The 13,294-nt window shown below is 61.2% G+C and carries 14 protein-coding genes; 10 read left to right on the top strand and 4 right to left on the bottom strand.

What is annotated here, in order from left to right; translation table 11 throughout:
* Position 1: 1 nt before the first annotated feature.
* Positions 2 to 529, bottom strand: a complete 528-nt coding sequence (locus L810_RS07765; RefSeq protein WP_051392181.1) for a sigma-70 family RNA polymerase sigma factor — start codon at positions 527 to 529, stop codon at positions 2 to 4.
* Positions 530 to 1,250: 721 nt separating this feature from the next.
* On the opposite strand from L810_RS07765, the gene L810_RS07770 reads away from it, so the two are divergent.
* The 9 genes from L810_RS07770 to L810_RS44840 all read left to right on the top strand — a co-directional run bounded on the left by L810_RS07770 (position 1,251) and on the right by L810_RS44840 (position 10,773).
* Positions 1,251 to 1,706 carry a DUF6789 family protein gene (locus L810_RS07770; protein ID WP_141717117.1) on the top strand — a complete coding sequence of 152 codons (456 nt, stop codon included), beginning with the start codon at positions 1,251 to 1,253 and terminating at the stop codon, positions 1,704 to 1,706.
* A gap of 105 nt (positions 1,707 to 1,811) precedes the next feature.
* Entirely contained in the window at positions 1,812 to 2,513 is a 702-nt protein-coding gene (locus L810_RS07775) for a TVP38/TMEM64 family protein (protein WP_051392183.1), read from the top strand.
* A gap of 632 nt (positions 2,514 to 3,145) precedes the next feature.
* A complete protein-coding gene (locus L810_RS07780) occupies positions 3,146 to 3,514 on the top strand; it encodes a hypothetical protein (RefSeq protein ID WP_042973715.1) in 369 nt (122 codons plus the stop codon).
* A 92-nt stretch (positions 3,515 to 3,606) separates the two neighbouring features.
* A complete protein-coding gene (locus tag L810_RS07785) occupies positions 3,607 to 4,899 on the top strand; it encodes a TolC family protein (protein ID WP_021157816.1) in 1,293 nt (430 codons plus the stop codon).
* A 10-nt stretch (positions 4,900 to 4,909) separates the two neighbouring features.
* Complete coding sequence (locus L810_RS07790) at positions 4,910 to 6,433, top strand: efflux RND transporter periplasmic adaptor subunit (protein WP_021157817.1); 1,524 nt, start codon at positions 4,910 to 4,912, stop codon at positions 6,431 to 6,433.
* Positions 6,430 to 9,636 (top strand): efflux RND transporter permease subunit, encoded by a 3,207-nt coding sequence (locus tag L810_RS07795; RefSeq protein WP_021157818.1) that lies wholly within the window; start codon positions 6,430 to 6,432, stop codon positions 9,634 to 9,636. The genes L810_RS07790 and L810_RS07795 overlap by 4 nt, the downstream gene beginning before the upstream one ends.
* Positions 9,633 to 9,980: a copper-binding protein gene (locus tag L810_RS07800; protein WP_021157819.1), complete on the top strand. Its 348-nt coding sequence runs from the start codon at positions 9,633 to 9,635 to the stop codon at positions 9,978 to 9,980. Before L810_RS07795 ends, L810_RS07800 begins: the two co-directional genes overlap by 4 nt.
* 103 nt (positions 9,981 to 10,083) lie before the next feature.
* Positions 10,084 to 10,362 (top strand): protein-disulfide reductase DsbD family protein, encoded by a 279-nt coding sequence (locus L810_RS46940; RefSeq protein ID WP_162175282.1) that lies wholly within the window; start codon positions 10,084 to 10,086, stop codon positions 10,360 to 10,362.
* 36 nt (positions 10,363 to 10,398) lie between these two features.
* Positions 10,399 to 10,773: a P-II family nitrogen regulator gene (locus tag L810_RS44840; RefSeq protein WP_179945665.1), complete on the top strand. Its 375-nt coding sequence runs from the start codon at positions 10,399 to 10,401 to the stop codon at positions 10,771 to 10,773.
* Here L810_RS44840 and L810_RS07810 read toward each other — a convergent pair.
* The 3 genes from L810_RS07810 to L810_RS07820 form a co-directional block, all read right to left on the bottom strand.
* Positions 10,742 to 11,317 carry a carboxymuconolactone decarboxylase family protein gene (locus tag L810_RS07810; RefSeq protein WP_042973718.1) on the bottom strand — a complete coding sequence of 192 codons (576 nt, stop codon included), beginning with the start codon at positions 11,315 to 11,317 and terminating at the stop codon, positions 10,742 to 10,744. The genes L810_RS44840 and L810_RS07810 overlap by 32 nt on opposite strands.
* Positions 11,318 to 11,407: 90 nt before the next feature.
* Positions 11,408 to 11,968 (bottom strand): TetR/AcrR family transcriptional regulator, encoded by a 561-nt coding sequence (locus L810_RS07815; protein ID WP_232542463.1) that lies wholly within the window; start codon positions 11,966 to 11,968, stop codon positions 11,408 to 11,410.
* A 112-nt stretch (positions 11,969 to 12,080) separates the two neighbouring features.
* On the bottom strand, positions 12,081 to 12,773 hold the full coding sequence (locus L810_RS07820; RefSeq protein ID WP_042973719.1) for a haloacid dehalogenase type II: 693 nt from the start codon (positions 12,771 to 12,773) through the stop codon (positions 12,081 to 12,083).
* Positions 12,774 to 13,038: 265 nt separating this feature from the next.
* Here L810_RS07820 and L810_RS07825 point away from each other — a divergent pair, with 265 nt between their 5' ends.
* A complete protein-coding gene (locus L810_RS07825; RefSeq protein ID WP_021157824.1) occupies positions 13,039 to 13,290 on the top strand; it encodes a BufA1 family periplasmic bufferin-type metallophore in 252 nt (83 codons plus the stop codon).
* Positions 13,291 to 13,294 lie beyond the last annotated feature (4 nt).

A 13,294-nucleotide genomic window follows, 5' to 3' on the forward strand; every position in this document is an offset into this window, starting at 1 on the left:
ATCATTTCGCGATTGCAAGCATCAGGCGCAACGCCTTGAGTCCGCGATGTGTGGCCACCTTGAGCGCCGCGATGGTCAGCCCGGTCGTGGCCGATGCCTGCTTCAGGGACATTTCCTGCAGCTTGACTAACTCAATTGCCTGTCGCTGCCCGGGCGGCAGTTGAGAAATTGCACTCCTGAGGACTTTGCTGTCTGCGGGTAACTCATATGCGGTATTCGCTTGTTCGATCGAGAAGGTTACGTCGGATATGTCCATCCCGATTTCGCGACGGTGAGTTCGCGCGTGTTTTCGCACGCCGTCCACGATGCGTCGCTGGAGTAGGGCGAGTAGCCAAGGAACGAACGGCCGCCCCGGATCGAAGGTGTGCCGGATGGTGTGGAGGGTGAGCAACGTTTCCTGAACGACGTCCTCAATATCCGCCGCTGCCCCTTTCGGCCAGCCCTGTCTCGCCAAGCGTCGCAGAAACGGCGAAATCTCGCGCAGCAGGGTGGCGTAGCTCACCTGGTCGCCCGCCTGTGCGGCCTTCATGAGCGCAACCCATCGCGAGTCCCGTTGATTATCCACGTCCCCCCCTGCGAAGTGTCTGGCTATCGGATCGCGCCTACCTCACCGTAGCGCGAGCCGCGATGACCGGGATTTCCCTACGGACGCGACCGCCGGCGCCAGGGTGAGCGTTGCGATGCGCATATTCAGGACAGCGCAAGCGAGCTGGAGCTCTCCCTTACCGCCGATTGCTTTGGTGCTCCGGCGACCGGCGGATGTGCTCGCGAACTTATCCGGGGCGGCTCCGTGGCCTCATGTTCAGCGAAACCAATCGGTCCGTCTGGCGCGAATTTGGGCTGATTCACACCTCCGTGACAATCGTTAGTCGGAGCAATCAACGGTCGTTTACGTCTATTTTTCCGAAGTCGGTGATTGAGCCATCCGAATCGCTTCGGTTGCGACCAACCTGGCGTAGCGCCAAGACAGCTGCCGGGTACCAGCGAGGAGCATCCAGAGCGGAAGAGTCCTTCCTGTAACGGTCAGACGCAGCTATTCGATGCCGCGACTTGTAGATGATTTCGAAATCGACTCCCACACGTCAACCGTCACGAAATGAAGCGAGTCGATATCTCAACCGATTCACCCTGCACAGGTAGTTCGAAAAATGCGTAAACCGCATGCCAAGGCCTCGTCTAAATGGGTGTGTATGGAGGCGGCCGCTTCGAACGCTTTTACGTATCGATTCTTAAACGTGTTGGAGGAAACCATGAGCAATGCAATGCTGAACGATAGACCCGCCGTCGGGCGAGGGGCCTTGGCCGGATTCGTGGCTACGGTCGCACTGTCGGTTCTGATGATGATGAAACACGCGATGGGCCTGATGCCGGAACTCGACCCGATCGGGATGATTTCGCACATGCTCGGCATGTCCACTCCTCTCGTAGGATGGGTCATGCATTTCATGATTGGCATCGTGTGGGGCATGGCATTTGCGTTGACGAGCCGGATGTTCCCGGGGGCCTTCTGGCTCAAGGGCATGCTGTTTTCCGTCGCGCCGTGGCTGATCATGATGTTCGTCATGATGCCGATGGCCGGCGCTGGGGTTTTCGGTCTGGATCTGGGCATGGCGGCGCCCGTCATGACGCTGATGCTTCATCTGGTGTTCGGAGCGGTGCTCGGGGCTGTGTACGGAACGCGCGCGTCGAGCGTTACGCCTGCGTGATCGGTGGCCTATGGCGAGTGTTTGTGTCATTGCAGCACTCGACCATTGGCGGTTTGGCCGGCCTGTTGGGGCGGCACGATTGAGCTGCTCGAACGAGGAGGCGTGATGGCCGACGACGTGTCACGTCGTCGCTTAAGGTTGGCGAAGGCTGCAATAGCCGTCGCTGGCTTTCTATTGGTCATAGCTGGATGGTGGCTGTGGCTGCGATTTCCTCAGTGGTTTGCAATCGGCACCGTGCGTCGGGCGGTTGAGGTGATGCGGTCTCTTGGTGCGTGGGGCGTATTGCTTTCGATCGCGCTGATGACAGCACATTCGTTCCTGCCGTTTCCCGCGGAAGTCGTTGCGATCGCTAATGGCGTCATATACGGACCATTGTGGGGCAGCGTAATAACGTGGGTTGGCGCCATGATCGGCGCAGCATCCGCATTTGCCGTCGTCCGCGCACTGGGGCGACCATTCGTCGACCGAATGCTGTCGCCGCGCCGGCGGCTCCAGCTAGCCTCCTGGTCGCATAGCTATGGAGGATCCGCGATCCTGGTCAGCCGGCTGATTCCGGTGATCGCATTCAATCTGATCAATTATGCGTCCGCGTTGACCGACGTTTCGTTCGCGACGTTTGTTTGCGCGACTGGGATCGGCATCCTTCCTCTCACAATCGGGTTCGCCGTGTTGGGTGACCGACTGCTGTCCGGATGGGGTGCCTGGGCATTCCTTGCAGGCGCTGCCGTCGTGGCAGTCGCATGGACGACCGGACGTCTTATATGGAGACGGAGAAATGTCGCGGGCAAGCGGGATGCGAGCCAGTAATCGCCAGTTGCTCGAGACGCGGAATATCCATATTTGCCGCTTGAAGTTCGCCTGGCATGCTTGCATCGCAAGAACCGGGCGTCCTGCGCGCATGCCGGGCCTCGGACTCATTTTGTTAAGGGTTATTCGATGCCTGCCCATATTGACGAGCGCGTTTTCGCACGACGGCGCGTGCGGACAGGCATCGAATAAGCTGTATTAGCCGGGACTCGATCTGACAGGTAGTCGGGCCGATAAAGAATGAGCCATCAATGGGGAATGAGTTTCTCCTTGGCGAGTTCCAACGAATCGAGGAAAGTGCGCATCGGGATCGCTGCTGGCAGCGCGTACACCGATTGTCCGTGCAAGGTAGTGACCCGCTGTTGCCGGTAGCGTGCGATTCACTTTCGCAATTGATTGGGAATGACGTCGTGCGAGCGCCCGTCAATATCCACACGTTCTTCAAACGGACTGCCCATCGCACCAGCCTAACCACCGAAGGATGCCGGGCTAACTCTACAGTGGACCGAAGCACGCGTGAAATACTGGTGGCATTGAGGGACCAGAGCCACCGACGAGGATTGGGGACACCGAAAGTTTTTCGGTCCACGGGCGGCGGCTATACTGAGAACCGCCGAGCTATAATCCATGCCATGAAACTGCTTCGGACCGTCATTCTCTTGCTGCTCTGCGCCGTGCTGCCCATAAGTGGGCTGGCAGCGAGCGGCTTGACTGGCGAATGCCCGATGCAGCACACCATGTCCATGGACACGGACTCCGGCATGTCGGCCGATATGCCTGACTGCGACATGATGAAGTCGCAGTCCGTCGGCAAAGCCAAGGCTAAGGGCGTGTTCTGTAAGGTCACTGCCCAGTGCCAGTTCGGCAGCCTGTACCATCCGGTCGCCCGCACGGACGTCAGCCACCCAGCAGCGCTCGTGCGTCCGGTCGTCTTCCACTACGCCGATTCCCTTCCGGTTCGCGACCCGAACGGGTTGTGGCGCCCTCCGCGCCTCAGCTAATCCCAAGCTAACAGGTTCACCGCAATTGCGGTGAGATTCGTCCTATGCCAGGACGTGGAATCCCTGTGGGATTTCGCCGTTGGGGTTAGAACATGCCATTCACTTATGGCACGCCGCTGGGTCGGCGTGTTCCTTGGCGCGCGCATACGCTTTTTGCCGCGCTTCTAATTGCGGGCGTTGCTCACGCCCAACAAGCAGCTTTCACGCTCGACGCCGCGCTGCAGTCGGCGACCGACCAGTCCGCATCGATGCAGGCGGCACAGGCCTCCGTACGCGCCAGCTCGGAAGCGGCCGTCAAGGCCGGCCAGTTGCCCGACCCGATGCTCAAGGCCGGCATCGACAACCTGCCGATCAACGGCGGCCAGCGCTTCACCATCGGTCAGGATTTCATGACGGCGCGGCGCATCGGCATTGAACAGGAATGGGTTTCCGGCAACAAGCGACGGCTGCGTTCCACGCTCGCAAGCGAGATGGTCGGCCGCGAACGCGCCGGCTATCTGATGCAGCTGGCCAATGTCCGTCAACAAACCGCGACCGCGTGGCTGAATGCCATCTACGCGAAACAAGCACTCGCGCTTCAGCAAGCATTGCTGGACCACATGAGCCACGAACTGGCGGCCACGAAGGCGTCCTATCGCGGTGCGAAGGCGAGCGCTGCCGACGTGATTCAGGCCCAAGCCATGCTTGCGCAGACGCAGGACCAGGTACTGAAGGCGCAGCAGACCTACCAGACTGCAACGATCGGCCTGTCTCGCTGGACGGCCGTGCCGGTGACCGACGTGACCGGACAGCCGCCCGCGCCCGAGTCCTTCGTTTCATCGCTGCCCCTAGAAGAACTGCGCATTTTGCAGCCGGCGCTCGTTGCCGCAGCCGACGACATCGCGGTGGCCGAGGCGGATACGGCAGTCGCCAACAGCGAGCGCAGTCCAAACTGGACGTGGGAAATCGCGTACCAGCAGCGCGGCGGAGCGTACTCAAACATGGTGTCGGTCGGCGTCACGATTCCGTTGCCGCTCAATCGGAAGAATCGCCAGAACCGCGACGTCGCCGAAAAGGCCGAACTCGCGACCAAGGCGCGCCTCACGTACGAGGACACACTGCGCCAGGTACAGGCAGACATTCGCAGCCAGTCCGCCATCCTGGCCAGCGGCCGCGAGCGCATTACTCATCTGAGCCAATCCCTGTTGCCGGCGGCGGACCAACGCGTCCAGCTTGCGAACGCCGCCTATCGCGCAGGTACGGGGCCACTCGCTGACACGTTCGCCGCCCGTCGCGCTCAACTGGATGCCCAACTTCAGGTGCTCGACCTCAAGCGCGAGGTCTCGCAAACCTGGGCTCAGCTCGAATATCAAGTCGTGCCGTCCACGATGGCCGCAGCTCAGTGAGGGAGAACACATGACCAACAAACCACTGGTGCGCGCCGTGCTGACCGTGTTCGCCGGCGCGGCCCTGCTCGGGGCAGGCTACGTCATCGGTACACGCCACGCCTCGATCGGCGCAGCGGCGGCGCCCACCGCTGTCGCTGCTGCTGGCGAAAAGCTCGATCCGAAGACCGGCAGAAAGGTGCTGTATTGGCATGACCCGATGGTGCCGAACCAGCATTTCGACAAGCCGGGCAAATCGCCTTTCATGGACATGCAGCTCGAACCCGTCTATGCGGATGAAGGCGGTGGCTCGTACGGCATCAAGATCGACCCGGGTCTGCAGCAGAACCTCGGCATCCGCTATACGACCGTTCGCAGGCAGGATACGACTGGCGGATTCGATGCCGTTGGCACCACGCAATTCGATGAGTCGCGCTCGGATGTTGTTCAGTCGCGCGTGACAGGCTACATCGACCGCCTGTACGCCAGCGCACCCATGCAGCGCATCGCTAAAGGCGCGCCGATTGCGTCGCTGTTCGTGCCGGACTGGCTCGCGCCGCAAGAGGAATACCTCGCACTCAGGCACGGTGCCATGGACGGTGGTCTGCTCGAGGCGTCACGTGTGCGCATGCGTGCGCTGTCGATTCCCGACGGCGTCATCGCCGATCTCGATCGGACTGGCAAAGCGCAAACACACGTCGTTCTGACGTCGCCGGAGACGGGCGTCGTCAGTGAACTCAACGTTCGGGACGGTGCGATGGTGGCACCGGGACAGACGCTCGCGAAAATCTCCGGCTTGTCGAAGCTGTGGCTCATCGTCGAAATTCCCGAAGCGCTCGCGACGAGCGTGCAGCCCGGCATGACGGTCGACGCGACGTTTGCCGGAGACCCGGCCCAGCACTTCGCCGGGCACATCCGGGAAATCCTTCCCGGCATCAGCACCAGCAGCCGCACGCTGCAAGCGCGCCTGGAAATCGACAACAGCGCGCTCAGGCTAACCCCGGGCATGTTGATGCGCGTGCACGTCGGTGGCCAGAAAGCCGCGTCGCGTTTGCTCGTGCCGTCCGAAGCGGTCATCACGACCGGCAAGCGCTCGGTCGTCATCGTGAAGAACAGCGACGGTCGCCTTCAACCGGCGTCTGTCACCATCGGCAATGACGTCGGCAACGAGACCGAGGTCCTCAACGGATTGAACGAAGGTGATACCGTCGTCGCGTCAGGCCAGTTCCTCATCGATTCCGAAGCCAGCCTGAAATCGGTTCTCCCTCGCCTGCAGAGCGGTGCCGCCGCCAGCGCTACCAATCCGGCCTCCGCCGCAGCCACACAGACCTATGAAACGACTGGCAAGGTCGAAAAGGTCACCGCCGCGGACATCACGTTCTCTCACCAGCCCGTTCCCGCGCTCGGCTGGGGCGCGATGACGATGGCGTTCAACAAGCCCGCACCAAACGCTTTCCCGGACGTCAAGGCCGGGCAAACCGTGCACTTTGTCTTCAAGCAAACGGACGCCGGCTATCAGCTGACGAAGATTGAACCTGCCGGAGACGCAAAATGATTGCGCGCCTCATTCGCTGGTCGATTCACAATCGCTTCCTCGTGCTGCTCGCGACCGTGCTCGTCACGGCATGGGGCGTCTACTCGCTCAAGGAAACGCCGCTCGATGCGCTGCCGGACCTGTCGGATACGCAGGTCATCATCAAGGCGTCGTATCCGGGCAAGGCGCCCCAGGTCATCGAGGACCAGGTCACGTATCCGCTCGCGACGACGCTGCTCGGCGTGCCCGGCGCGAAGACCATTCGCGCATACTCGTCGTTCGGCGACGCGTTCGTGTACGTGCTGTTCGATGACAAGACGGACCAGTACTGGGCGCGCTCGCGCGTGCTGGAGTACCTGAATCAGGTGCAAAGCCGTCTGCCGCAGGGCGCGACCGTTTCGCTCGGTCCCGATGCGACCGGCGTCGGCTGGGTGTACGAGTACGCGCTCGTCGACCGAAGCGGGCAACACGACCTCGGGCAACTGCGCGCGCTCAACGACTGGTTCCTCAAATTCGAGCTGAAGTCGGTGCCGGATGTGTCCGAAGTCGCCAGCATCGGCGGGATGGTGCGTCAGTATCAGGTGGTGCTCGACCCGGACAAGCTGCGCGCCTACGGCATCACGCAGGCGATGGTGGCCGATTCGCTGGGCAAGGCCAACCAGGAGTCCGGCGGCTCGGTCGTCGAACTCGCCGAGTCGGAGTACATGGTGCGCTCGTCCGGCTACCTGCGCTCGCTCGATGACTTCCGCAATACCGTGCTGCGTACGAACGACGCCGGCACGCCGGTGCTGCTGGGCGACGTGGCGCGTATCCAAATCGGTCCGGAGATGCGTCGCGGCATCGCCGAACTCAACGGTGAAGGGGAAGTCGCGGGTGGCGTCATCGTCATGCGCTCGGGCAAGAACGCGTTGACGACCATCGATGCCGTCAAGGCCAAGCTCGGCGACCTGAAGCGCTCGCTGCCGCCCGGTGTCGAGGTCGTCACGACTTACGACCGCTCGCAGCTCATCGAACGCGCGGTGGACAATCTGAAGGACAAGCTTGTCGAGGAATTCATCATCGTCGGGCTCGTCTGCGCGACGTTCCTGTTTCATCTGCGAAGCGCGTTCGTTGCGATCCTGTCACTTCCGCTCGGCGTCCTGGCTGCGTTCATCGTCATGCGCTATCAGGGCGTGAATGCGAACCTGATGTCGCTCGGCGGCATCGCGATTGCCATCGGCGCGATGATCGACGCGGCCATTGTCATGATCGAGAACGCGCACAAGCACCTGGAGGCGTATGACCATGAGTATCCAGGCGTTCCGATGTCGGCCGCGCACCGTTGGGAATTGATCGCAACCTCGGCAGCGGAAGTCGGCCCTGCGCTGTTCTTCTCGCTGCTCATCATCACGCTGTCGTTCATTCCGGTGTTCTCGCTGGAAGGCCAGGAAGGCAAGCTGTTCTCGCCGCTCGCGTTCACGAAAACCTACACGATTGCCGCCGCCGCCGGACTGTCGGTGACGCTCGTGCCAGTGCTGATGGGATATCTGATCCGTGGACGTATCCCGCACGAGAACGCGAACCCCATCAACCGCGTGCTGATCAGGCTGTACCGGCCGCTGCTCGAGGCGACGCTGAAGCGCCCGTGGTTCGCGATCGGCCTCGCAGCCGTGGCATTGGTGCTGACCATCGTTCCGGTTTCCCGCCTTGGAGGCGAGTTCATGCCGCCGCTCGACGAGGGCGATTTGCTGTACATGCCGACCGCACTGCCAGGTATTTCGGCGCAGAAGGCCTCCGAGTTGCTGCAGCAGACCGACCGGCTCATCAAGACGGTGCCCGAGGTGGCGACGGTATTCGGCAAGTCCGGGCGCGCTGATACGGCCACGGACCCGGCGCCGCTCGAGATGTTCGAAACGACGATTCACTTCAAGCCGCGCAGCCAGTGGCGGCCGGGCATGACGCCGGATAAGCTGGTTGACGAGCTGGACCGGACCGTCAAGGTGCCGGGCCTGTCGAACGTGTGGGTGCCGCCAATCCGCAACCGGCTCGACATGCTGTCCACCGGCATCAAGACGCCGATTGGCGTCAAGATTTCCGGGCCCGACCTGACGCAGATCGACCGCATCGCGACGCAGGTCGAAGCAGCGGTGAAGCGCGTGCCCGGCGTGACCTCCGCGCTCGCAGAACGGCTGAATGGCGGCCGCTACATCGACGTCGACATCGACCGCCTGGCCGCGGCGCGCTATGGGCTGTCGGTCGCGGACGTGCAGTCGGTCGTGTCGTTGGCGATCGGCGGCGAGAACGTCGGCGAGGTGATCGCCGGCCGCGAGCGCTTCCCGATCAACATCCGCTATCCGCGTGAAATACGCGATTCGCTCGACCTGTTGCGGCAGTTGCCGGTCGTCACGGAGCGCGGCGCACAGATCCGGCTCGGCGACGTTGCACACATCACGATTGCCGACGGCCCGCCGATGATTCGCAGTGAGAACGCCCGACTTTCAGGGTATGTCTACATTGATATCCGCAATACGGACCTTCAATCGGCTGTCCAGGCGATGCAGAAGGCCGTTGTGCAACAGGTCAGGCTGCCACCGGGCTATTCGATCGCCTGGTCGGGACAGTTCGAGTACCTAAAGCGGGCAGCGGCGAAGCTACGCACCGTCATCCCGGTCACGCTCGTTGTCATCTTCGTGCTGTTGTTTCTGACGTTCAATTCCACGGCGGACGCACTGTTGCTGATGTCGACCGTGCCGTTCGCACTCGTCGGCGGTTTTTGGCTCATCTGGGTACTGGGCCACTCGGTCTCCGTCGCAACATCGGTCGGCTTCATCGCGCTCGCTGGCGTGGCGGCCGAATTCGGCGTCGTGATGCTGCTCTACCTGAAGGGCGCGTTGAACCGTCGGCTGGAAGCGGGCGAGCCACTCACTGAGGCGTTGCTCTTCGATGCGATTCGCGAAGGTGCCGTGCTGCGCGTGCGGCCCAAGGCGATGACGGTTGCCGTCGTTCTTGCGGGCCTTATCCCCATCATGGTCGGACACGGTGCCGGCTCCGAAGTCATGCAGCGTATTGCCGCCCCGATGGTGGGTGGCATGGTTACGGCGCCGCTGCTTTCCATGTTCGTCATCCCCTCAGCCTGGTTCCTGTTGCAGCGCCGCCGCGTGCGAAAACTGAATCAGACGCGGTCATTCCAATCAGTTCCATCCGGCATGCAAGTGCCGTCCACCCAATCGGGAGAAACTCAATGAAGAAGCTGTTTGTTACCATCGTCGCTGCCGGTGCTATCGGCGCATTTGCCGCTCCGGCGTTCGCCGGCGATGACATGGCCGGCATGTCGACGAAAACCTCGGCATCGACGCCGTCGAATGCGGCACTTGCCGACGCGGAGGTGAAAAAGGTCGATGCCGCCAGCGGCATGGTGACGCTGAAGCACGGTGCACTCGAGAACGTCGGCATGCCGCCGATGACGATGGCGTTCAAGGCCAAGGATGCCGCGATGGTCAAGCAGGTTCACGAGGGCGACAAGGTCAAGGTCCGTGTCGAAAGCGTCAACGGAACGCTTACCATCGTGAAGCTGGTGAAGCAGTCCTGACGGTTTGCTGAATCGTGCGCAGGCTCGCCCTTCGGGGCGGCCTGCGCCGTCAGGGCGAAGGAGGACAACGATACTGACCACATGAATCCTGGCGATGGCACGCATGGGTCGAATTGCGGACCTGCTCCATCTTGCGTTGCACGCTGCAATTGGCCTCTTGGTCGCTCTGAATACCCTTACGACTCACTCGGCCAGTGAAGCGAACTTGTTACCAGCTGAACGCGCCTTTCCATTGGAAATCTCGCTCAGCGGACCGCAACAAGTGGACCGCGCGTTCAAAACACATCCCGGTTATTACCTCTATCGAAACCACCACGCCGGGATTTCGGAAGTGGGAAAAATGCAGGCGGCCGTCGACGCGAAATTCGCGCCCAAGGGATGAGCGGCGGCCGCTTCAGTCCAGGGACAGGAGGGTCCAATGGAATTGAAATGCGTTATCCCGGTGGTGCGTCCCGACATGTTGCAGGTACTTGAGCGACGCTTATGCGCGCTTCACATCCACGGCGTGACCGTGACAAGCGTCAGCGGATTTGGTGTGCACCCGAATCTCTTTGCGAACGTCTGGGCCACCGAACACATCAAAGCGGAGATCTTCACAACCTCCGACAAGGCCGACGGGCTCACGAAGGAAATCATGGATGTCTCAAAGGAGCAGTCGGGTGGGGGCGGCATCGCGGAATACAGACGTCCGAGAATCGAAACCGGCGGCGCTTGCAGTCTGCACGGCCCGACGAGGCGGGCCGCAGGCTGGCGACGCGATGTTAGGCGGCAGGCGTCCAGGCGAAATCATTGAACTTCTGGTCAACTTCCGTATGGAACACGTGGTTCGAGTAGTTGCTGAGTGTTTTGACAGCGATCGCAAGAATGATCTCGAGGACGGTGCGTTCCGTATAGCCAGCCTCGATGAATGCGTGCAACTGCTCCGGAGATGGACGGCCGCGCGAAATCACCATCAGTCGAGTGAAGTCGGCCAGTGCTCCCAGTTTCGGATCATCGATCTGGCTGTCCGAACGGATCGCCTGCACGACCTCGGCGGGCGTCTTGGATACGGCTATCGCGATCATGCTGTGAGCCGCCATGCAGTAGGTGCATTCGTTGACACGGGAGATGGTGAGCAACACAGTTTCCTGCTCGGCGGGCGTCAGCGACGATTCCTTCCGAAACAGGTTGTAGCCGTGCAGGTAGGTGTCGAGCATGGCGGGATAATTCGCCATCCCGGAGTACATGTTGGGAATGAAACCCACTTGCTTGAGTGCGGTATCGAGTACTTCCTTGGAGCGCCCTTGTGCAGTATCAAGGCTGATCGGAGCAAGGGAAAGTCGTGCGGTCTGGCTCATGGCTGTGCCTCTGTGAAAGAAGATCGCAACACGTACGGATCTTCCGGTTGAAATCCATTTTGGACTAACTGACCAAAACGGGCAAAAAAATTAGATGCTCATGCTGGCGAGAATCGTATCGATGAAAGGTCGCATTTCCATTGCGGAAAAGCCGCTCTGGACCATGACTCGCAGGCCGGCAATACTCGTAATCAAAATTCGTGCCTGATTCTTGGCGTCGAGGTCCGTGCGGATTTCCCCGGCCTGCTGCCCCGCAACGATGAGCGCCTCGAATGCCTTTGCCATCGCCTCGAAGCCGGCCCGTGTCGTGCTGGCAATGTCCACATCGTGCCGACTGAGTTCGACGGCGGTATTCACCAGCAGGCAACCTCTCCCGTCGTCATTTCGCTTTGCAACGTCCCGAAGCAATGCGCGCAGCACGTCCATAACGTTCCGTCCGCGCACAGCGTGTTGAAGCGCTGCCGTTTTCAGCTTCGTGTAGCTGGCAACGGCCTCCTGAAGAAGCTCGGCTTTCGATCCGAACGTGTTGTAAAAGGACGACTTGCCAATTTTCATCCTTTCCGCAAGCTCATTCGCGGAGAGCGCCCCGTAACCACATTCCCAGAACGCGTCGACAGCTCGCGCCACGGCATCGCCACGGTCGAATTCCATCGGTCTTGCCATAAATTCCTCATGTTCCATTTTAGGCTGAGTGTACCAAAACTTCGTGCGCTCCGCATGGCCGGCGGGCGGCATAGTCAGGATGCGTTACTCGGTCGTCGCCTCATGCGGTGTCGGTGACGATGATTTTGTCGGCTACCGCAGCGAGATCCGGAGCGACGATGTCGGGTTGCACGCCGACCGGAAGCGGGGCATTTCCCGGTCGCGTGACGAGGGCCGCTGCATAACCCGCGGCGATCGCGCCGAGCGTGTCCCACGTATGCGCGGCGATCAGGCGAAGCCGGTCCGGCTCGACGGCAAGCTCGCTCGCGACGTGTGCATAGACTTCACGACTCGGCTTGAATCGTCTGACTTGATCCACCGAAAACATTCTCTCGAAACAGTGCGACAGGCCAGCGTTGTCGAGCGCGGACTGACCAGCCGGACTCGTTGAATTGGTCAACGTCACCATCCTGAAACCCGCGTCCGCCAATTGTGTCAGGGCCCCCGGTACTTCCCGATGGGGCGGTAGCCCTCCCATCGTGGTCACGAATTCGTCGACATCAGCAGGCGTGAGGACGACGTTCCTGATGTCCGCAACCATTCGCAACACGGCCACCGCCAAGGCCCCGAACCCGGTGTACTCCCCACTGAGCGACATCGCCTGGGAATAGAGGATCAGCTCCGCAAACCATTGACGCATCACGCCCGCGTCGCCGAATACGCGGGCAAAGAACGGATGAAGCACCTCGATGTCCAGCAATGTTTCATTGACATCGAAGACGAGTATGCGGCGGCGTGAAGAGTGTTCAGACATGGAAGGCTCCCGCTTCGTTGGTGTCAGTTCGCGCGCGATGACGCCCGGGGGGCGTCACGTGGCGATGGCAGACGGTTGGCACGATGCGTACCGCCGGCGGAACGAAACAGCATACCGGCTACCGGAAAAACCTGCTTGGCGAAGTCGCCAGGATTTGCTGTAAACGCTCGCGACTGGAGTCGTCTAACGAGTGACCTGACATGAAATCGCAGGGTCATCCTTTTTTACCAGTCGCCCTAATCGGGCCTACCAGGAGAATTGCAGCATGGACAACAAGCGACGTATCCTCATCGCCGCCGCGCTCGCGGGTGCCCTCGGCGCAGGTCTTTCCGCCACCGCGCAAGCCGACGAAGCCAAAATCAAGTGCTACGGTGTTGCGAAAGCCGGCCAGAACGACTGCGCGAGCAAGACGGGCGCCCACGCGTGCGCCGGCCAGTCGAAGAAGGATTTCGATCCGCTCGACTTCAAGATGATGCCGAAGACCTCGTGCGACAAGCTGGGCGGCAAGGAGGCCTGACGCA

The sequence above is a fragment of the Burkholderia sp. AU4i genome, from assembly GCF_000466765.1.
In the GTDB taxonomy this organism is placed as follows: domain Bacteria; phylum Pseudomonadota; class Gammaproteobacteria; order Burkholderiales; family Burkholderiaceae; genus Burkholderia; species Burkholderia cepacia.

Bases quoted from the DNA above. Each gene is read 5' to 3' on its own strand.
- L810_RS07770 (WP_141717117.1), top strand. From the start codon at position 1,251: ATGAGCAATGCAATGCTGAACGATAGACCCGCCGTCGGGCGAGGGGCC.
- L810_RS07785 (WP_021157816.1), top strand. From the start codon at position 3,607: ATGCCATTCACTTATGGCACGCCGCTGGGTCGGCGTGTTCCTTGGCGC.
- L810_RS46940 (WP_162175282.1), top strand. From the start codon at position 10,084: ATGGGTCGAATTGCGGACCTGCTCCATCTTGCGTTGCACGCTGCAATT.
- L810_RS07790 (WP_021157817.1), top strand. From the start codon at position 4,910: ATGACCAACAAACCACTGGTGCGCGCCGTGCTGACCGTGTTCGCCGGC.
- L810_RS07820 (WP_042973719.1), bottom strand. From the start codon at position 12,773: ATGTCTGAACACTCTTCACGCCGCCGCATACTCGTCTTCGATGTCAAT.
- L810_RS07825 (WP_021157824.1), top strand. From the start codon at position 13,039: ATGGACAACAAGCGACGTATCCTCATCGCCGCCGCGCTCGCGGGTGCC.
- L810_RS07765 (WP_051392181.1), bottom strand. From the start codon at position 529: ATGAAGGCCGCACAGGCGGGCGACCAGGTGAGCTACGCCACCCTGCTG.
- L810_RS07795 (WP_021157818.1), top strand. From the start codon at position 6,430: ATGATTGCGCGCCTCATTCGCTGGTCGATTCACAATCGCTTCCTCGTG.
- L810_RS07815 (WP_232542463.1), bottom strand. From the start codon at position 11,968: ATGGAATTCGACCGTGGCGATGCCGTGGCGCGAGCTGTCGACGCGTTC.
- L810_RS07800 (WP_021157819.1), top strand. From the start codon at position 9,633: ATGAAGAAGCTGTTTGTTACCATCGTCGCTGCCGGTGCTATCGGCGCA.
- L810_RS07810 (WP_042973718.1), bottom strand. From the start codon at position 11,317: ATGAGCCAGACCGCACGACTTTCCCTTGCTCCGATCAGCCTTGATACT.
- L810_RS44840 (WP_179945665.1), top strand. From the start codon at position 10,399: ATGGAATTGAAATGCGTTATCCCGGTGGTGCGTCCCGACATGTTGCAG.
- L810_RS07775 (WP_051392183.1), top strand. From the start codon at position 1,812: ATGGCCGACGACGTGTCACGTCGTCGCTTAAGGTTGGCGAAGGCTGCA.
- L810_RS07780 (WP_042973715.1), top strand. From the start codon at position 3,146: ATGAAACTGCTTCGGACCGTCATTCTCTTGCTGCTCTGCGCCGTGCTG.